Here is a 17,985-nt window from a genome sequence, read left to right as displayed (position 1 = left end):
CTGCCCTTGCCCGCACGGGTTGGCTTTGATTTGCCCGTTTCGGGCGGTTTGGGTCCCGGCGAACCGGGAAGTCGAAGGCCGACCTGAACAACCGGCCCCGCATAGATGCGCCGCCTATAGCATAGTCGACGCAAGAGGCAAACGCTTTCGCGCTGCCCCTGTGGCGATCACAACATGGCCATGCCGCCGTTCACATGCAAGGTGCTTCCGGTAACATAACCCGCTTCGGGGCTGGCAAGATACAGAACGGCCGCTGCGATTTCTTCGGGATCGCCCATGCGATTGGCCGGAACCTTGAGTAACAGACCCTTTTTCTGTTCCTCGGTCAACTTCTCCGTCATTGCCGTGGTGATAAAACCCGGCGCCACGGCATTCACTGTAATTCCGCGCGTTGCCACTTCGTGAGCCAAAGCCTTGGAAAACCCTATCATTCCGGCTTTTGACGCAGCATAGTTTGCCTGCCCCGGGTTGCCAATTGCGGCCACCACGGACGAGACATTCACGATCCGGCCCCAGCGTGACTTCATCATGCCGCGGATCACACCTTTGCACAGTTTCATCGTCGAGGTCATGTTCACGTCAATAACGCTCTGCCATTCCTCATCGGACATGCGCATGAACAGGTTGTCGCGCGTGATACCCGCATTGTTCACCAGGATATCCACCGATCCCATCGCCTCGGCCGCTTGCTTTGGCAACGCTTCTACGGCCTCCGGATCGCTCAGATTGCAAGGCAACACATGCGCGCGTTCGCCCAGTTCGTCTGCCAGAGCCTGCAATGGCTCGACACGTGTACCGGACAATCCGACCGCTGCGCCAGCGCCGTGCAACGCACGTGCAATGTCGCCTCCGATACCGCCCGAAGCACCGGTGATCAGCGCATTCTTACCTGTCAAATCAAACATTCGGTTTTCCTCTTGGTGCGTCGGCCACGACGCTTTTTGAGCTTACGATTCGGCCTGAATGGCCTTTTGAACATCTTCCGGTGCGCCCACTGCCTTGCCTGCAATGGCACGATCGATCTTGCGGATCATGCCGGACAACGCTTTGCCAGCACCGATTTCCCACGTTTCAGTCACGCCCTGCGCGGCCATGAACTGAACGCTTTCCCGCCAGCGAACCGACCCCGTTACCTGTTCCACCAGCAACTGACGTATCAGATCCGGATCACTGACGGCTTCGGCGCGCACATTGGCCACCAAAGGCACGGAAGGCGCCTTTATCTCGACGGCAGCAAGCGCTTCCGCCATGACATCTGCCGCAGGCTGCATCAGCGCACAGTGAAATGGAGCACTTACAGGCAACATAACAGCACGTTTTGCGCCTTTTTCCTTGGCAATCTCGGCGGCACGCTCCACGGCAGCCTTGGAACCGGACACAACGACCTGGGTTGGATCGTTGTCATTGGCAGCCTGACAGACCTGCCCCTGCGCGGCTTCTTCTGCAACGGCGCGCACCGCCTCCAGGTCCAATCCAAGAATGGCCGCCATTGCGCCCTCGCCCACCGGTACGGCACTTTGCATCGCCAGACCGCGGGTGCGCAGCAAGCGCGCGGTATCCGCAACCGACAGAGCCCCCGCTGCCGCAAGGGCCGAGTATTCACCCAAGGAATGACCCGCCACGAAAGCTGCCTGACCAACCGAAACGCCTTCGGCTTCCAGCGCACGCATTGCCGCCATGGATGTCGCCATAAGAGCAGGCTGGGCGTTCTGAGTCAGCGTCAAGTCGGCGATGTCGCCTTCCCAGATCAATCTGCTCAGCTTCTCTCCCAGTGCCTCGTCCACCTCATCGAAGACGGCCTGCGCCGCCGGATAGGCATCGGCCAGTGCTTTGCCCATACCGATGGTCTGGGCGCCCTGCCCCGGAAAAACGAACGCGAGTGTCATTACAACCTCATGGATGATGTCAGGTTGCGGCGGGGTGTAAACTGACTGAACGTCTGGCACAAGCACTGCCTGTGTTCTGCATTCTGGCACCTTGGCTGTGCACAAGCGCTTACTTGTGCCGACTTCCGATAACCTTAACTTGGGCGCAGCACAGAATCTCGGAGCGTTGCACCCATGGCCTCGACCAATTCCTTCTCAAGCTACGGAAGTGTCGCAAAGACGTTTCACTGGCTCACCGCGTTGCTGATCTTCACGGCCCTGCCGCTCGGCTGGATCGCGGACAACCTGGCCCATGCTGTCTTGCATGCCTCCACAGCCCCAAGCGAGGCCGAAATCGCACGCGCGGCGCGCATGTTCTCATTGCACAAAACCATAGGCGTCACCGTGTTCTTCGTTGCTTTGGCTCGGATAGTGTGGGCCTTCACGCAAACCAAGCCCGGCCTGCTGAATGCCGACAACAAGCCCGAGGCTTTTGCCGCCGAAACCGTCCACTGGCTTCTTTATGGGTCACTGGTGCTTGTGCCACTGACCGGTTGGGTGCACCACGCCGCAACCGAAGGGTTTGCTCCAATCCTCTGGCCCTTCGGCCAAAATCTGCCTTTTGTAGCGAAATCAACCATTGTGGCCGAGGTGACAGGCGTTCTGCATTGGCTGTTCATGTGGACGCTCGTCGGCGCGCTGGTCCTGCATGTTGCCGGAGCGTTGAAGCATCACGTCATAGACAAAGACAGCACGTTGCGCAGGATGTTGCCGGGTGGGTCGGACGCACCGGAGCCTCCACACCAGCATCATTCCCTTGTGCCCGCCGTCGCCGCGGTGGCCGTTTGGGCGCTTGTCCTCACCGGCGGCTGGGTCTCTGGCGAATTTGCGCGTGAGGCCGACGATGATGACGCCGACGTCCAACTGGCCGAGGTGCAATCAGACTGGCAGGTTCAGAACGGCACCCTGTCCATCACGATTTCCCAATTGGGTAGCCCGGTCACCGGCTCGTTTTCCGACTGGACAGCCGCAATTGCTTTTGACGACCCTGCCGAGCCTGGCCCGGCCGGGTCCGTCGAGGTCACGATCGCAATAGGGTCTCTCAGCCTCGGAACCGTAACCGAACAGGCCATGGGTGCGGATTTCTTCAACAACGCCCAGTTTCCGACGGCCCAGTTCACGGCTGACCTTTTCAAAACCGAAAGCGGATATGAGGCACGCGGACCACTGACAATCCGCGACAAGACGATCGATATCATACTCCCGTTTTCACTGGAGCTGGAGGACGACACCGCGACCATGACAGGCTCGGTTGATCTGAACAGGTTGGATTTCGGCATCGGCGCATCGCAGCCCACCGAAGATTCGCTCGGCTTCACCGTCACCGTCGCTGTGGAACTCGCCGCGTCCCGCAGTCAGTGATGCCAAAAAATATCGCCGGTGACAGGATCACCGGCGGTTTTCGTGTTCGTTGTCTTGCGCTTATTCGGCTTTTTGCGCTTCGACCGAGATCTGCACCTGCACTTCGTCACTTACAAACGGTGCGAACTGTCCCAGATCAAATTCACTGCGGACAAGGGTCGTGGTGGCGTTGAAACCGGCCCATGGCTTGTTTGCCATCGGGTGGGTGTCAACCTTGTTCAGTTTGGCATCCAGAACAACGGATTTGGTCACGCCGTTCATGGTGAGGTCGCCGGTGATCTTGGCCGTGTCTTCACCGGTCACTTCGATACCCGTCGAGGTAAAGGTGATCAGATCGCCCTCGGTCGCACCAAAGAAATCCTCGGTCATGAAGTGATCTTCACGTGGCTTCCAACCGGTGAGCATCTCCAATACCGGCATCGACACGCTCACGCTGGAGGCGGCGGGATTTTCCTGATCGAACATGATCTCGCCCTCAAAGCCCGAGAACATGCCGGTTGTGGTTGAAAAGCCCAGGTGGTCATAGCTGAAGACAACCTGGCTGTGGCTCGGGTCCAGCACGTATTTCTCGGCGCTGGCGAATGCCGTGGTCGCCGATACGGCCAGTGCAGCAGCAAGAAGGGTGGATTTCATAACAATCTCCGCGTTTTTGTGAATGCAAACCGTCTGGGTTGCTCACAAACAAAATGTGCCGCCTGTCGGCGGCACACAACCTTTTTCGAGTCACAACATCTGTTCCTTTTTGAACAGAATAAAGTTCAGCCGAAAATTGTTACGCTCTTGCTCAGTTGCCCTTTCAACGCTCGGCTGACATCCGCCGATTCAAGGGGCAGCTTCATCAAAAGGCTCCCATCCACATCAAACAAGTGGACTTCGTTTTCCTCAAAACGTGCACCACCCAGCGATTCATAGCTGCGGCGCAGCACCGTCTGAGGGCGTCCGTCTTCGTTCTTTTGCAGAACACGGACTTCGCGGCGGATCGGATCGAAATAGGCATCCGGGCGCTGATCAAGCACTTCGATCGTCAGCAAACTGACACCGACGATCAGAAACAGCATGGATGCCACCATCTTGATCGGCCAGACATCTGCGCCCACGATCGAACCCGGCATCAGCCACATCGAAAACGCCGAAAAGATCAGGAACGCTCCGACCAACCGCGCCAGGATCAAACGGGCCTTCCAGTTTGGCGCGAAGGCAATCATTACCGGCACCGAATGCTCAAAGCGCGAGCCTGCCGCCTCTTCCCGGTATGTGTTTGTATTGGTCGCGGTCATAACACTTCACCTTTTATCAGGTTACTGTCGATTTTCTGTTTGGTCCGGGTAACGTCCGGTATGCAAAACAACTTTGAGCCGAAAAGCGTCAGCATTTGGGCGGCCCAAAGGAAATTGGGCGGCGTCTCAAAGGCATATGTGGCGGGGCTTGCTCCTGCGGTTCAAACGTGTATACGGGGCCATCCTTCGCAATCAGATGAATCGCGCAGCCTCTCGTGGCAGGGTCGCGAAGGACCGGATGGCCCCGCCTATGAAATGCGCCTTGACATAAACAGGAGTGCACATGCCACTGTATGAGCATGTAATGATCGCGCGTCAGGATCTGTCCAACGCGCAGGCGGAAAGCCTCGTCGAACATTTCGGCACCGTTCTGGCTGACAACGGCGGCAAGCTGGTTGATAGCGAGTACTGGGGCGTCAAGACGATGGCCTACAAGATCAACAAGAACCGCAAGGGCCACTATGCCTTTCTGAAAACCGATGCCCCCTCGGGCGCGGTGCAGGAAATGGAACGCCTGATGCGCCTGCATGATGACGTCATGCGCGTTCTGACCATCAAGGTTGACGGTCACGAAGACGGCCCGTCGGTTCAGATGCAGAAGCGTGACGAACGTGGCGACCGCCGCGAGCGTCGTTGATCACCGCCTGAGGAAAGGACACTAAACCATGGCCGCAAAACCATTTTTCCGCCGCCGCAAGGTCTGCCCGTTCTCGGGTGAGAACGCGCCGAAAATCGACTACAAAGACACCCGTCTGCTGCAGCGCTACATCTCTGAGCGTGGCAAGATCGTACCTTCGCGCATCACCGCCGTTTCGGCGAAAAAGCAGCGTGAACTGGCCCGTGCTATCAAGCGCGCCCGCTTCCTCGCCCTGCTGCCCTACGCCGTGAAGTAAGGAGAGACTGACATGCAAGTTATCCTTCTGGAACGCGTTGCGAAACTGGGTCAGATGGGCGACGTCGTTGACGTCAAGCCCGGCTACGCCCGCAACTTCCTGCTGCCCCAGGGCAAAGCCCTGAGCGCGTCCGATGCCAACATCGCGTCGTTCGAAGCCCAGAAAGCGCAGCTTGAGGCCCGCAACCTGGAAACCAAGAAAGAAGCTGAAGCACTGGCTGAAAAGCTGGACGGACAGCAGTTCATCGTGATTCGCTCGGCATCGGATGCTGGTGCTCTGTACGGCTCGGTCACCCCGCGTGACGCCGCTGACGCCGCAACCGAAGCTGGTTTCACTGTCGACAAAAAGCAGGTTGTTCTGGTCAATCCGATCAAGGAACTGGGCCTGCACTCGGTTGCAGTCAAGCTGCACCCCGAAGTCGAAGTTGAAATCAAGATGAACGTGGCGCGTTCGGAAGAAGAAGCCGAGCTTCAGGCCTCGGGCAAATCGATCCAAGAACTGGCCGCCGAAGAAGAAGCAGCCGCTGAATTCGAGATCGCCGAACTGTTCGACGACATCGGCTCGGCCGCATCCGAGGACGAAGAGCTGGCTCCGGAAGCCGCTCCTGCCGAGGAAGACGAAGCCAAAGCGTGAACCGGCAAGGTTTCGAACACAACAAAGGCCGTGCTTCAGCGCGGCCTTTTTTCTTGTCTACGAGACAAACCAGCAAATTTCAGCCCAACTCCATCCATAATCTTGCAGCCAAATACTCAGGCCATATCATTACCACTCGAAACCCCGGAGAAACTCATGCCCCCGTTCACCCGTCGCAATCTCTTGGCACTCTTACTGACAGCCCCGTTGGTTGCCTGCGGTGCAGGAGAAGTCTCCAAGGCCGAAACATCACAGTTCAACCCTATGCTCTATCCAAACGAAACGCCGGAACTTCGCGCGTCGATCAACAAATGGGCGGACCATTACGAGCTTCCGCGAGAGCTTGTTCACAAGCTTGCCATTCGTGAAAGCACGCATCGCCCCTGGGCGGTCAACCGACCCTATTATGGACTGCTGCAAATCCTTCCGGCCACCGCGCGTTCCATGGGGTACACCGGAAACGCCAAAGGCTTGTTGGACGCGGACACCAACCTTGAATTTGCAGGGAAATACCTTCGCGGTGCCTGGCTTCTGTCTGATGGCAACCAGGATCGGGCGATATTTCTTTATGCCAAGGGCTTTTACCCCGAAGCCAAAGCGCGCGGATTGCTGGTGGAAACTGGGCTAAAACCCGCCAACTGACGGTGATTAGCGTCAGAAAGCCGCGTGAAATTAGCACTTTTTGCCGAATAGTGACAAAAATGTTCTATTGAGTGTCTCATTATTTGGAATTGCGCAGACAATTAGTGCCTCGCCTTGTCATGTTTAGGAAATTATGGTGTTCTGGCTCGGTGAGGTAAACGGGTTCCACTCTGTGTTATATGCATGCTCGACGACACCATCGGGCTGTAAGATGGGCCGCAGCTGGTAGGCACCACATGGAAATTGTCGATCTGAGCACTCTGCCGGATTCAGAAGTTCGATACACCGAATTTCTAAGGCAAATCTGTGAGAAGCATGATATGGATCATGCTGCTTATGCTGGCATGAACCCTGCTGCCGGCACGGTTGCCGGCTTTGTTACCTATGACGACGCCTGGAACAAGCACTACCAGAACCAGGGTCTGATCATGATTGATCCGACCATCCATATGGCCCGCCGCAGCATCGCGCCCGTGGATTGGAGCCGACTTGAGCGCAGCCCCGACTTCCAACGTGTATTCCGGGATGCCCATGATTTTGGATTGCCAAACCAAGGCGTTACAATTCCCGTGCGCGGTCCCTACGGAGATATCGGCCTGCTGAGCGCAACGCGCAATTGCAGCAAAGAGGAATGGCGCAAGCTATACACGCATGTCATCAGTGACTTGCAGTCGATGGCAGTGCACATCCATGACAACGTGGTTTCATCAGACGAATTGACCAGCGCGCTGTATCACCCAACGCTCTCCAGACGTGAGACAGAGATTTTGCAGTGGGTCGCGGCGGGGAAATCGCAACAGGATATCGGCGATATTTTGTCAATTTCGCACCGAACCGTAGAAGTGCACTTGCGTTCCAGCCGAGAAAAGCTTAGTGCGCTGACCACCCCTCAGGCCGTTGGCCGCGCGATTGCAATTGGGCTTATTACCCCAAGTTAAACAAAAAAATCGCCAAATTTCGCCAAAATACGGGAAACCCCCAATAGAAAATCTCCCCGGGCCCGGTAACTTCTAATTTACCGAACAACCACTCGAAGGGGGAAGAAATGATCATCGTGGTAGATGGCCTGAACAGACATATGTTCAGCGAAGTTCTTGACGAAATGTTCGAGCTGAGAGCACGTGTTTTTGGTGGGCGCCTGGGATGGGACGTCAACATTCAAGACGGAAAAGAAATCGACGAGTTCGATCAACTGGACCCGGCATATGTAATCGGACTCGACGATGAGGGGAATGTCGTCGCAGCCGTGCGTGCCCTCCAGACCACCGGACCACACATGTTGTCGGATGTCTTCTCGGCGATCCTTTGCGGCGAAGCACCTCTTCGCAGCGCAACCATGTGGGAATCCACCCGTTTCTGCGTAGACACCCAACGCCTCACGCGTGGCAAGGAAAAGAACTCAGTCTCCTACGCGACTTGCGAGTTGATGATCGGTTCTTTGGAATATGCGAAAAACGCAGGTATTCAGGACATCATCACCGTGATCGATCCGGTCATGGATCGGGTGCTGAAGCGTTCGAATTGCGCGCCTTATGACTATGTCGGCAAGACGGTTCCAATGGGCAAGGTTCACGCATTGGCTGCTTTGTTGGACTGCACCGAAGAACGTATCGCCGGTCTGCGTGAATTTGCGGACATTCACAATGACGTCTTCATGGACGACGAAGAAGCGCTGGCCCTGTTTGCCGCGAAGAAAGCCGCAGCCAAGAATCCTGCGAATCAGGATCACAAACCACTCACCGATCTAGAGAAGTACTTTGTGGAACAGATGAGCGCGGCAAAAACCGAAGCTGAACGGAAAGATGTCCTCAAGCTGATCGAAGCGCTTACGGATACCTTCACGCCAGAACAAAAAACCGCTCTTTTGGAAACCCCCCGTGCTTTTGCTCATGAGGCCTGACCCCCTCACCTCATAGATACAAAAGCCACCCATGCGGAGCCGTCTGATTGCAGGCGGCTCCGTTTTTTTGTCCCTTCTTCCGATGAAGGGAAGGAAGAGGATTACTCCTCTTCCAGTGCCTCAACGGCTTTCTTAAGGTCGTCTTTGCTGACTTCCTTGTCAGTGACCTGAGCCAGCTCCAAAACGTAGTCCACAACCTTGTCTTCAAAGATCGGCGCACGCAGCTGTTGTTGCATCTGTGCGTTCTGCTGAACGAACTCAAAGAACTGACGTTCCTGCCCCGGGTACTGACGTGCCTGGTTCATGATTGCCTGTGTCATCTCAGCGTCGGTGACTTCAACCTCGGCCTTCTGGCCCAGTTCAGCCAGCAACAGGCCCAGGCGCACGCGGCGCTCGGCCAGCTTGGTGTGCTCGTCCGTGGGCTCGATCGGGTCATGATCGTGGCCTTCGACTTCTGGGTTTTCTTCGTGCCACAGTTGATGCGCAATCTGCTTGGCCTCGGCTTCAACCAGCGACGGCGGCAGATCGAACGACACCTTCTCGTCCAGCGCATCCAGCAAAGCGCGCTTGATCACGGCGCGAGATGCACCTGCATATTCAGCTTCCAGGCGCTCTGCGATCTGGCTTTTCAGGGCTTCAAGATCTTCGGCGCCGAATTTTTTGGCCAGTTCGTCGTTCACTTCCGCAGCAACCGGTTCTTTGACTTCCTTGATTGTGCAGGTGAACACGGCGTCTTTTCCGGCCAGATGCTCAGCGCCGTACTCTTCAGGGAACGTAACGTTGACGTCCTTTACTTCTTCGGCTTTCACGCCAATCAGTTGATCTTCGAAGCCGGGGATGAAGCTGTTCGAGCCCAGAACCAGCGGGTAATCCTCTGCCGAACCACCTTCAAATTCTTCGCCGTCAACCTTGCCAACGAAATCGAACACGATCTGGTCGCCGTCCTTGGCTTTTGACCCCTTGCGGCGCGCTTTGAAGTCCTGAGCGGTTTCCGCCAGATTGTTTAGCGCCTCTTCGACGGCGGCGTCATCGGCCTTGACGATCAGCTTTTCCAACTCGACCGATTTCAGGTCAACTTCCGGGATCGCTGGTAGCGCCTCGTAGGACATGGCGACTTCCACGTCATCGCCTTCTTTCCAGTCCTCATTGGTCATCTTGACCTCGGGCTGAAGCGCGGGGCGATCACCGCTGTCTTCGAAATGCTTGTTCATGGCGCCGTCGATAGTTTCCTGCATCGCCTCGCCCAACAGGCGCTGGCCAAACTGCTTTTTCAGCAGCGCCATTGGCACCTTGCCTTTGCGGAAACCTTTCATTTCGATTTCCGGCTGCGCCTCGGTCAGCTTTTCATTGACCTTCTCGTCCAGCTCGGCTGCTGACACAACGATGTTGTAGCCACGTTTCAGACCTTCGTTCAGCGTCTCGGTAACCTGCATTATGGTAGTCCCCATAGGATTCGGGGCGCGCAAAAAGGGCGCGCCGGGCAAATTTGAAGCCTTCTATTTGCCCAGCCGCCCACGTGCAAGGGGCAAAGGCTGAATCCAGTGGTATTTGATCGCCAAAACCGCAAAAAAGAACGCCCCGGAAACCGGGGCGTTCGCGCTTGTTCCAGCCGGGCAATCAGAACTTCCAGCGTGCGCCCAGAACCCATGCCTCGTTGTTGTCAAAGGATGTGCCGTCATCGAAATCGTGGTTGCGGTATTTCAGATAGACATCCGTGTTGATCGGTTCGACTTTCTGCACGACCGCGATACCCCAGGCTTTGGTGTCAGAACCGTTGCTCTGGAAATCCGAGCCATCATAATAGTCGATACCGACGCCAGTCTTGCCCCAGGACACCCAGTTGCCTTCGTACGAGATCTTACCGTACCAATAGTTCGGATCCGTGGCACCGGCCTGATCATCGTCGCGCGTACCGCCCGCAATCGTAAAGCCCAGGCCACTGGGAAGCAGGACAGAAGCAGAACCGATCGTATCTTTGCGATCCCCCGAATTGTTATCCCGGTCTCTTACCGAATAGGCAACGGCTGCAGCGAACTCCACACCACCGGCAAAAGTGTTTTCGTAAAACAGACCGACGTCATAATAGTCGTCGTCGTCGCTGCTGGACAAAATGTTCTGACCGTAAGCGAATCCGGCGGAGAACCCATTGAACGACGGCGTATCATACCGCACACGACCACGCCGCGCGCCGTCAAAGTTGCTGGAACTGTCACCCACCGTAATACCGCTCAGCATTCCGGTCGTGTCGCGATAGAAGAACCCTGCATTTTCATCGTTGGTAAACGAATACAGCGCGGTTCCGACATATGACAGATCAACCTCTGCGGCGCCATCGGCGACCATGCTGCCCTGACCTGCCGAAAACTTGCCGTAGCCACCTTTCAACGAGAAGTCCACATGGCGAATGTCTTCGCGATTCCATCCATCTGCGTTGGTTCCGAATTGATCGGCAGACGCCGAACCCGGCAGGCCAAGGCCTGTTTCGAACCAAAACTGGAATTCGTTGCTTCCATATGGCTGCACAAGACGCAGGCCAACACGGCTGTTTGACAGATCGTTGTCGAGAACACGGGTCTCGGTATCCTGTCCGTCATCCACCGAGATCAAGGCGGGGTGCAGCTGTCCATACAACAGTACATATCCGCCACTATTGTTTTCGTACTTCATTTCCGCCACAGCCGGGATGGTGGTCGTCGCAGTCAGAACAGCGGCTATTGATATCGGTTTGATGTTAAGGGTCATTTCACTCACCATGAAAGGTTCGGGTTTCAGGTACTGTCCAATTGTTTACGAAATGCGAGCGTTCCAGTGGCCCGCATTCACTCCCTCGCAAGCATTGCAAATTCGCAACATGGCATATCGAAAAATTGGTTATTTTTCATTTTATTTCATACGGTTACAAATCCATTCGAAGATCCAAAGCACAGTGTGCAAATAAATTGTGACGTCCAGCTATGCATCTGGCAAACATTCGGTCTGCATTGATGCGAACCTTGACGGCGGATTTCCGCCGACTCGCCGTGAATTGAGCCGTTCCACGCCCAACAAACTCAAATATTCAACTTTCTGAAAACCTCCGGCACCTGTTCCGGCAAATCTTCCGCGATCAAACCCGGCCCGAACTGGCGCGCACATTCCACATGCAGCCACGCCGCAGTTTCCGCCGACCGCATTGGTGGCAAACCTCGCGCCAACAAACCTGCGATGAACCCTGCCAGCACATCACCGGACCCGGCCGTCGCCAACCATGGGGCCGCTCTTTCGTATACGGCCAAGTTAACCACGCACCGGCCATCCGGCACAGCGATCACCGTGTCCGGGCCCTTGAACAGAACTACGCACCCAGCCCGTTTTGCAGCAGCACGCGTTGCGTCCACCTTGGAAAACGCCGGGCCTTTGGCCGGTTGCGCGTTCATCTGCGCGGCAATGTCCGGGAATACCCGTGCAAATTCCCCGCCATGCGGTGTCAGTACGCATTTGTCGTGCAATCGCGCGATCAGGGCGCCGGGATCCTCGGCAAAAGCTGACAAAGCATCCGCATCCAACACGGTCGCCCGCCGTGCAGCTAGGACAATCGACACGAGCGCCCGCGCCCGCTCGAATCCCAGCGCAGGCCCCAGGCAGAGCGCATTCAGGCGCGTATCCTCAAGTATTTCAGACAATCCATCAGCCCCATCAACCCGCTGCAACATGAGGGCCGTGATCTGGCTGGCAACCTCCATCTGCGCAGACGGCGGCACACCCAGCGTCACCAACCCCGCTCCAACCCGCAAAGCCCCCCGCGCCGCCAAACGCGCGGCCCCTGTTTTGCCCGCCCCCCCGGACAGGATCAAAGCATGACCGTGTGAGTATTTGTGGCCAACCGAAACTTTCGAAAGCTTCACCCCGTCAGCCTCGGTCGTGTGAACGATCTGACCGTCTTCCAGTGGTTCAAGCCCGATCGACTTGGTTCGGACCGTCCCGCAGGTCACCGGACCATCGCCCAGAACATGCCCAAGCTTTTTACTGTGAAACGTCACCGTCATGTCTGCAACTATCGCCTGACCAAGAATGCGACCACTGTCGGCGCACAAGCCGCTCGGCGCGTCAATTGAAACGACCTTTACGCCTAGATCTCGCAGCAGGTCTCTGACCGGCGCATTGGCCAACATGGAAAACGCCCCTGCAAATGGCCGGGTGAGACCCGTGCCAAAAGCCCCGTCGACAACCAGATCAATGCTCTTTGGAAACCCAAGAAAATCGTCCGCCAACGGGGCGGAGTCGACAGCGAAGACGCGAACCTCGTTCTTTGCCCGCCATCTCTCATAATTCACCCGCGCATCCGGTGGCAGCTTTTGCGGGTCTCCATACAGGAACACCTCAACCGCCCACCCCTGCTTCTGCAAAAGCCGCGCCACGACAAACCCGTCACCCCCATTGTTGCCCGGTCCGCACAGCACCACTGCGCGCAGCGGATCCTCTTCATCTGGCCCTAAATATCCCGGGGAGCGCGAGGGGCTGGCCCCTCGCCTGTCCAACATGGGCCATTCTTCGAAAATCGCGTCAACAACACCCTGGCCGGCCCGCTCCATCAGTTCCAGACCGGTCACGTCACCAGACTTGATGGCGGCCTGCTCAATGGCCCGCATCTGTGCCGCTGTCAGCAATTCCATCCTTTCACCCCGCGCCTGATTCAGTTTTGATTACTTTTTGTGCAAGTCGCTCAAAAATTAGCACCCAACCGTTTTTCCAAGCATCCCGACCTGCACGATATCGCAATCACATTGCCGCCCGATCTTAGACGTGATCACTGCCCCTGAGACAACCATTCAAGGTGAACCGGGATGAAAAAGATCGAAGCGATCATCAAGCCGTTCAAACTGGACGAAGTAAAAGAGGCCTTGCAGGATGTGGGCGTCCAGGGCCTCAGCGTCATCGAGGTCAAAGGCTTCGGTCGCCAGAAAGGCCATACCGAACTGTATCGCGGCGCCGAGTATGTCGTCGATTTTCTGCCCAAGGTTAAAGTCGAGGTCGTATTGGACGACGACCAGGTCGACGCCGCGATCGAAGCCATCGTATCGGCCGCCAAAACCGACAAGATCGGAGACGGCAAGATTTTCGTCTCGCCCGTCGACCAGGCCATTCGCATCCGGACCGGTGAGACCGGCTCGGAAGCGCTCTAACTCACACGATTACTGACACATCTATCAAAAGGACAAAGGGAATGAGCGTAGACGCAGTTCTCAATACAATCCGCGAAGAAGACGTCGCCTATGTCGACATCCGCTTCACCGACGTGCGCGGCAAGCTGCAACACGTCACGGTGGACGTCGATCTGGTCGACGAAGACTTCCTGGAAGAAGGCTTCATGTTTGACGGCTCGTCCATTGCGGGCTGGAAGTCGATCGAAAACTCGGACATGAAACTGATCGCCGACACGACCTCGGCTTACATCGACCCGTTTTATGCGGAAAAGACACTGTGTCTGCACTGCTCGATCGTTGAGCCCGACACCGGTGAAGCCTATGGCCGCGACCCGCGCGGAACCGCGCAGAAAGCCGAAGCCTACCTGAAGTCCAGCGGTATCGGTGACGTTGCCTATATGGGTCCCGAAGCTGAATTCTTCCTGTTCGATGACGTTCGTTTTTCCAACAGCATCAACAAGGTATCCTTCGAAGTTGATGCAACGGATGCGTCGTGGAACACCGACACCGAATATGAGATGGGCAACATGGGCCATCGCCCGGGCGTCAAGGGCGGCTACTTCCCGGTCAACCCCATCGACGAAGCCCAGGACCTGCGCTCGGAAATGCTGTCGACCATGAAACGTCTGGGCATGAAGGTCGACAAGCACCACCACGAGGTTGCATCCTGTCAGCACGAGCTGGGCCTGATCTTCGACAGCCTGACCAAGCAGGCCGACGAGCTGCAAAAATACAAGTACGTCATCCACAACGTGGCACACGCCTACGGCAAGTCGGCCACTTTCATGCCCAAGCCGATCGCGGGTGACAACGGCACCGGCATGCATGTGAACATGTCGATCTGGAAAGATGGCAAGCCCCTGTTCGCCGGCGACAAGTATGCCGACCTGTCGGACGAGGCGCTGTACTTCATCGGCGGCATTCTGAAACACGCCAAGACCCTGAACGCCTTCACCAACCCGGCAACCAACAGCTACAAGCGTCTGATCCCAGGTTTCGAAGCCCCCGTTCTGCGGGCCTATTCGGCACGTAACCGTTCGGGTTGTGTGCGTATCCCATGGACTGAAAGCCCCAAAGCCAAACGTGTCGAGGCGCGCTTCCCCGATCCGGCCGCCAACCCCTATCTGGCGTTTGCCGCCCTGCTCATGGCTGGTCTTGATGGCATCAAGAACAAGATCAACCCCGGCGAGGCGATGGACAAGAACCTGTACGACTTGCCCGCCGAGGAACTGGCCGACATCCCGACCGTCTGCGGCAGCCTGCGTGAGGCTCTGGAGGCTCTGGCATCCGATCACGACTTCCTGCTTCAGGGCGATGTGTTCACCAAAGACCAGATTGACGGCTACATCGCGCTCAAGATGGAAGAGGTGGAAACCTACGAGCACACGCCGCACCCGGTAGAGTACGGCATGTACTACAGCTGCTAAGCTGAGTACGGAAACGATTTGGCAGGGCGCCCCTTCGGGCGCCCTCGTCATGTCTGCCCACACGGTTTGACGCGCCGTCGTTGATCCAACAGACTGGTGAGAACACTCCCGACCGGAGACGACAGCATGCCTTGCGATACCTCACCTTTCTCGAAATTCTCAAACCTTGTGACATCCGAACAGGAGCTGAGGAGGATCTCTGGCCATCCGCTGCCGCAGATCACCGCCAAGGAGGTGTCCTCTCTCGATCAGATGTGTCGCGATTTCATAGCGACCTCGCCGTTTTGCCTGATCGCTTCGGCCAACACGGATGGGCATCTTGATGTGTCACCCCGTGGCGACCCGCCCGGCTTTGTTCAGGTGCTGTCCGATACCCTGATCGCAGTCCCGGATCGGCCGGGAAACAAACGCGTGGATACGTTTCACAATGTTCTCAAGGATCCGCGCGTCAGCGTCCTGTTCTTTGTTCCGGGCAAGATGGAAACGCTCCGCATTCGCGGCACAGCCCGTATCTGTGCTGACACCCGTTTGCTTGAAACCATGGCCATTGACGGGCACCCGCCCAAACTGGCGCTGCTCATCCATGTCGCGACAGCATTTGCACACTGTCCCAAATGTGTAATCCGCGCACATCTGTGGCAACCCAAAGACTGGCCGGATTCGACCCATCTGCCAAATATGAATGCGATGATGGTGAAACACGCCCGCATCAATGCCACCCCAGAGGAATGGTTCGAAACGCTCAGAAAAAAGGGCGAGCTGGACCTTTATTAACCGCTTTGCCCAAGACGCAGCCCACGCTAGGCTAACCGCAGATTTCAATTCCATCGGATTACGCCCATGTTTCGACTTGCCACCATTCTTGCCCTTTCCCTGACGTCCCCGGTTCTGGCCGCACCCTGTGGCAACACCAGCGCTGGATTTGAGGCATGGAAGGCCGATTTTGCCAAACAGGCACGCAAGGCGGGGGTGAAAAAGAAAGGTCTGCAAGCGCTGTCCCAGACACAATATGCCACGCGCACCATCGCCGCAGACCGCAATCAAAAAAGCTTCAAATACTCGCTGGACAAATTCATGCGAGTCCGAGGCGCTGATACAATCGTCGCACAGGGGCGCAAACGCAAAGCCGCCAACCCGAACTATTATGCCGCCTTTGAGCGGCAATATGGTGTTCCTGCGGGCGTTTTGATCGCCATTCACGGCATGGAAACCGGCTTTGGCAATTTCATGGGCGACAGTCAGGTTGTTTCCGCAATCACAACATTGGCCTATGATTGTCGCCGGTCAGAGTTCTTTATTCCCCACGCAATTGGGGCACTGAAACTGGTCGACATGGGCAGTATCACAATGTCGACAAAAGGGGCAAAACATGGCGAACTGGGCCACACGCAATTCCTGCCAGGCAACGCCCTGACCTATGGTGTCGATGCTACGGGCGACCGGCGCGTGGACTTCTACAACATGACGGATGCATTGGCCTCAACCGCCAATTTCCTTCGCCAGAAAGGGTGGAAACCGGGACGCGGCTATCAACCCGGAGAACCAAATTTTCGCGTCTTGCAGCAGTGGAATGCAGCCTCTGTCTATCAGCAATCCATCGCAATAATGGCTGCCCGAATCGACAATTAGCCCCGCCGCACCGACAACACGCACTGCGCCCAATTTCGCCACATTTCCGCCACAGTGACAAACAAAAGCCTTTGGTTGCTTGGTTTCCAAAGCGTAACCAATCGCCGGTAAATTTCACTTTTTTGCATTTTTTGCCAAATTCTCTGCAAGAAGGGGTGCTAACCTTTGGCTGACAGAATGTAAAAAAGGACAGGGCAGTGGCTCGGAAGCACAGCTACCATGGCGGCCTGCAATTTGATGGCGACGCAACTGGCGCGATAGAGCGCTTTGGAACGATCGTCGCCACGACGCTGGAAGACTACGGTCATCTGGTCGAGCGCAAGGCCCTGCTCAGCGCGACCGAGGCCAGCATCGTCTCGAGCCAGTATCTTGTGCGGATGACTCTGGATACAGGCACCTCCGGACAGCAGGACCGATACGAGCGCATGGATCGCGCTGCGGGGTTGAAAACCATAACAAAGCCCCGCGTGTCACATCCACAAAACAGGTTGGTACTGACAATAACGCCAGTCTCGCCACTTTTGGACGACGCCGAGATTTCGGAACTGATGCTGGTGGTCACTCTGTATCGCATGGTCGATATCTGTTCGACCCGGCGGGTTGAATGGTTGTCGCCACACACGGTTCTTACTGTCGAGCACTTCATGAGCGCCTTTGACACCCTGACACCAAGCCGAACAAGCCGGGATCGAAAGCAGATCTTTCAATCACTGACCGGACAGTTCGCCGGGATGCAGCAGTCTGAACAGGATGACACGATCACTGCCTTACACACTCCTGCCGCGCGTCCAATTCAACTGACGGACGAACAATTGCTCAGCATCGCGTTCCGAAGCGACGAGGTAGACCTGCCCACCCAGAAGGACGCAGGCGCTTCCATCGCGGATGATGACAAGCCAAGCGACATCCTGCGGCTCAGCAGTTGGTGCTTGACCGGAGTTCTAGCCAGCATTTCAGCGCCAATTGCCGTATCGATGGCCGCAGTCAATCTGATCCGGGGCGAAGATTTCCGCCTGAACACACAGGTGCTTGTATTCACATTTGCCATTGTCGCACTGAACGCCAGCAACGCGTTGGCCGATGTAGCGGGCGCCTTGGGCATGTAAAGGAATTA

19 protein-coding genes are annotated in these 17,985 nt (G+C 56.5%); 12 read left to right on the top strand and 7 right to left on the bottom strand.

All coding sequences use genetic code 11. The features are described from left to right. Positions 1-167: 167 nt before the first annotated feature. Both fabG and fabD read right to left on the bottom strand, forming a co-directional pair. Positions 168-905: a 3-oxoacyl-[acyl-carrier-protein] reductase gene (gene fabG / locus GS605_RS03285; RefSeq protein ID WP_171631637.1), complete on the bottom strand. Its 738-nt coding sequence runs from the start codon at positions 903-905 to the stop codon at positions 168-170. Between the two features lie 42 nt (positions 906-947). Beyond that, positions 948-1,886 (bottom strand): ACP S-malonyltransferase, encoded by a 939-nt coding sequence (gene fabD, locus GS605_RS03280; RefSeq protein WP_171723046.1) that lies wholly within the window; start codon positions 1,884-1,886, stop codon positions 948-950. 174 nt (positions 1,887-2,060) lie between these two features. Between fabD and GS605_RS03275 the strand changes: the two genes are divergently transcribed. Beyond that, positions 2,061-3,287 (top strand): cytochrome b/b6 domain-containing protein, encoded by a 1,227-nt coding sequence (locus GS605_RS03275; RefSeq protein WP_171723045.1) that lies wholly within the window; start codon positions 2,061-2,063, stop codon positions 3,285-3,287. 60 nt (positions 3,288-3,347) lie between these two features. Here the strand turns inward: GS605_RS03275 and GS605_RS03270 are convergent, their stop codons facing one another. Together GS605_RS03270 and GS605_RS03265 are read right to left on the bottom strand one after the other, a co-directional pair. Further along, the gene (locus GS605_RS03270) at positions 3,348-3,920 is read right to left on the bottom strand and encodes a YceI family protein (protein ID WP_171631627.1); all 573 of its coding nucleotides are present in this window, start codon (positions 3,918-3,920) and stop codon (positions 3,348-3,350) included. A gap of 125 nt (positions 3,921-4,045) precedes the next feature. Then, entirely contained in the window at positions 4,046-4,564 is a 519-nt protein-coding gene (locus tag GS605_RS03265; RefSeq protein WP_171167615.1) for a hypothetical protein, read from the bottom strand. 283 nt (positions 4,565-4,847) lie between these two features. Here GS605_RS03265 and rpsF point away from each other — a divergent pair, with 283 nt between their 5' ends. The 6 genes from rpsF (at position 4,848) to GS605_RS03235 (ending at position 8,632) form a co-directional block, all read left to right on the top strand. Next, positions 4,848-5,201, top strand: a complete 354-nt coding sequence (rpsF, locus tag GS605_RS03260; protein WP_152458335.1) for a 30S ribosomal protein S6 — start codon at positions 4,848-4,850, stop codon at positions 5,199-5,201. Between the two features lie 28 nt (positions 5,202-5,229). After that, positions 5,230-5,457 carry a 30S ribosomal protein S18 gene (gene rpsR / locus GS605_RS03255; protein ID WP_005608650.1) on the top strand — a complete coding sequence of 76 codons (228 nt, stop codon included), beginning with the start codon at positions 5,230-5,232 and terminating at the stop codon, positions 5,455-5,457. 12 nt (positions 5,458-5,469) lie between these two features. Then, positions 5,470-6,090, top strand: a complete 621-nt coding sequence (rplI, locus tag GS605_RS03250) for a 50S ribosomal protein L9 (protein ID WP_171631623.1) — start codon at positions 5,470-5,472, stop codon at positions 6,088-6,090. Positions 6,091-6,246: 156 nt separating this feature from the next. Next, on the top strand, positions 6,247-6,732 hold the full coding sequence (locus GS605_RS03245) for a lytic transglycosylase domain-containing protein (RefSeq protein ID WP_171723044.1): 486 nt from the start codon (positions 6,247-6,249) through the stop codon (positions 6,730-6,732). Positions 6,733-6,968: 236 nt separating this feature from the next. After that, complete coding sequence (locus tag GS605_RS03240) at positions 6,969-7,670, top strand: autoinducer binding domain-containing protein (RefSeq protein ID WP_171631615.1); 702 nt, start codon at positions 6,969-6,971, stop codon at positions 7,668-7,670. A gap of 107 nt (positions 7,671-7,777) precedes the next feature. Continuing rightward, the gene (locus GS605_RS03235; protein WP_171631612.1) at positions 7,778-8,632 is read left to right on the top strand and encodes an acyl-homoserine-lactone synthase; all 855 of its coding nucleotides are present in this window, start codon (positions 7,778-7,780) and stop codon (positions 8,630-8,632) included. Between the two features lie 101 nt (positions 8,633-8,733). On the opposite strand, the gene tig is transcribed toward GS605_RS03235, so the two are convergent. The 3 genes from tig to GS605_RS03220 all read right to left on the bottom strand — a co-directional run bounded on the left by tig (position 8,734) and on the right by GS605_RS03220 (position 13,284). Continuing rightward, positions 8,734-10,065, bottom strand: a complete 1,332-nt coding sequence (gene tig, locus GS605_RS03230; RefSeq protein WP_171631608.1) for a trigger factor — start codon at positions 10,063-10,065, stop codon at positions 8,734-8,736. Positions 10,066-10,249: 184 nt separating this feature from the next. Beyond that, complete coding sequence (locus tag GS605_RS03225) at positions 10,250-11,374, bottom strand: porin (RefSeq protein WP_171723043.1); 1,125 nt, start codon at positions 11,372-11,374, stop codon at positions 10,250-10,252. Positions 11,375-11,682: 308 nt separating this feature from the next. Continuing rightward, positions 11,683-13,284: an NAD(P)H-hydrate dehydratase gene (locus tag GS605_RS03220; protein ID WP_171723042.1), complete on the bottom strand. Its 1,602-nt coding sequence runs from the start codon at positions 13,282-13,284 to the stop codon at positions 11,683-11,685. Between the two features lie 171 nt (positions 13,285-13,455). On the opposite strand from GS605_RS03220, the gene GS605_RS03215 reads away from it, so the two are divergent. From GS605_RS03215 to GS605_RS03195, 5 genes are all read left to right on the top strand, one after another. Continuing rightward, on the top strand, positions 13,456-13,794 hold the full coding sequence (locus GS605_RS03215) for a P-II family nitrogen regulator (RefSeq protein WP_152458342.1): 339 nt from the start codon (positions 13,456-13,458) through the stop codon (positions 13,792-13,794). 41 nt (positions 13,795-13,835) lie between these two features. Further along, positions 13,836-15,242, top strand: a complete 1,407-nt coding sequence (gene glnA, locus GS605_RS03210; RefSeq protein ID WP_171631589.1) for a type I glutamate--ammonia ligase — start codon at positions 13,836-13,838, stop codon at positions 15,240-15,242. A 126-nt stretch (positions 15,243-15,368) separates the two neighbouring features. Next, positions 15,369-16,016 (top strand): MSMEG_1061 family FMN-dependent PPOX-type flavoprotein, encoded by a 648-nt coding sequence (locus GS605_RS03205; protein WP_171723041.1) that lies wholly within the window; start codon positions 15,369-15,371, stop codon positions 16,014-16,016. Between the two features lie 66 nt (positions 16,017-16,082). Next, positions 16,083-16,871: a lytic transglycosylase domain-containing protein gene (locus tag GS605_RS03200; protein ID WP_171631486.1), complete on the top strand. Its 789-nt coding sequence runs from the start codon at positions 16,083-16,085 to the stop codon at positions 16,869-16,871. Positions 16,872-17,068: 197 nt separating this feature from the next. After that, complete coding sequence (locus GS605_RS03195; RefSeq protein WP_171723040.1) at positions 17,069-17,977, top strand: hypothetical protein; 909 nt, start codon at positions 17,069-17,071, stop codon at positions 17,975-17,977. Positions 17,978-17,985 lie beyond the last annotated feature (8 nt).

Origin of the sequence: Ruegeria sp. HKCCD7559, from assembly GCF_013110575.1 — a bacterium.
Lineage (GTDB): Bacteria > Pseudomonadota > Alphaproteobacteria > Rhodobacterales > Rhodobacteraceae > Ruegeria.
This window is presented reverse-complemented; position numbering and strand designations above follow the sequence as displayed.

Coding starts and splice junctions, on each gene's coding strand:
- GS605_RS03205 (WP_171723041.1), top strand. CDS start 15,369: ATGCCTTGCGATACCTCACCTTTCTCGAAATTCTCAAACCTTGTGACA.
- GS605_RS03275 (WP_171723045.1), top strand. CDS start 2,061: ATGGCCTCGACCAATTCCTTCTCAAGCTACGGAAGTGTCGCAAAGACG.
- GS605_RS03270 (WP_171631627.1), bottom strand. CDS start 3,920: ATGAAATCCACCCTTCTTGCTGCTGCACTGGCCGTATCGGCGACCACG.
- fabD (WP_171723046.1), bottom strand. CDS start 1,886: ATGACACTCGCGTTCGTTTTTCCGGGGCAGGGCGCCCAGACCATCGGT.
- fabG (WP_171631637.1), bottom strand. CDS start 905: ATGTTTGATTTGACAGGTAAGAATGCGCTGATCACCGGTGCTTCGGGC.
- GS605_RS03265 (WP_171167615.1), bottom strand. CDS start 4,564: ATGACCGCGACCAATACAAACACATACCGGGAAGAGGCGGCAGGCTCG.
- GS605_RS03200 (WP_171631486.1), top strand. CDS start 16,083: ATGTTTCGACTTGCCACCATTCTTGCCCTTTCCCTGACGTCCCCGGTT.
- GS605_RS03225 (WP_171723043.1), bottom strand. CDS start 11,374: ATGACCCTTAACATCAAACCGATATCAATAGCCGCTGTTCTGACTGCG.
- GS605_RS03220 (WP_171723042.1), bottom strand. CDS start 13,284: ATGGAATTGCTGACAGCGGCACAGATGCGGGCCATTGAGCAGGCCGCC.
- GS605_RS03240 (WP_171631615.1), top strand. CDS start 6,969: ATGGAAATTGTCGATCTGAGCACTCTGCCGGATTCAGAAGTTCGATAC.
- GS605_RS03215 (WP_152458342.1), top strand. CDS start 13,456: ATGAAAAAGATCGAAGCGATCATCAAGCCGTTCAAACTGGACGAAGTA.
- GS605_RS03235 (WP_171631612.1), top strand. CDS start 7,778: ATGATCATCGTGGTAGATGGCCTGAACAGACATATGTTCAGCGAAGTT.
- rpsF (WP_152458335.1), top strand. CDS start 4,848: ATGCCACTGTATGAGCATGTAATGATCGCGCGTCAGGATCTGTCCAAC.
- glnA (WP_171631589.1), top strand. CDS start 13,836: ATGAGCGTAGACGCAGTTCTCAATACAATCCGCGAAGAAGACGTCGCC.
- tig (WP_171631608.1), bottom strand. CDS start 10,065: ATGCAGGTTACCGAGACGCTGAACGAAGGTCTGAAACGTGGCTACAAC.
- GS605_RS03245 (WP_171723044.1), top strand. CDS start 6,247: ATGCCCCCGTTCACCCGTCGCAATCTCTTGGCACTCTTACTGACAGCC.
- rplI (WP_171631623.1), top strand. CDS start 5,470: ATGCAAGTTATCCTTCTGGAACGCGTTGCGAAACTGGGTCAGATGGGC.
- rpsR (WP_005608650.1), top strand. CDS start 5,230: ATGGCCGCAAAACCATTTTTCCGCCGCCGCAAGGTCTGCCCGTTCTCG.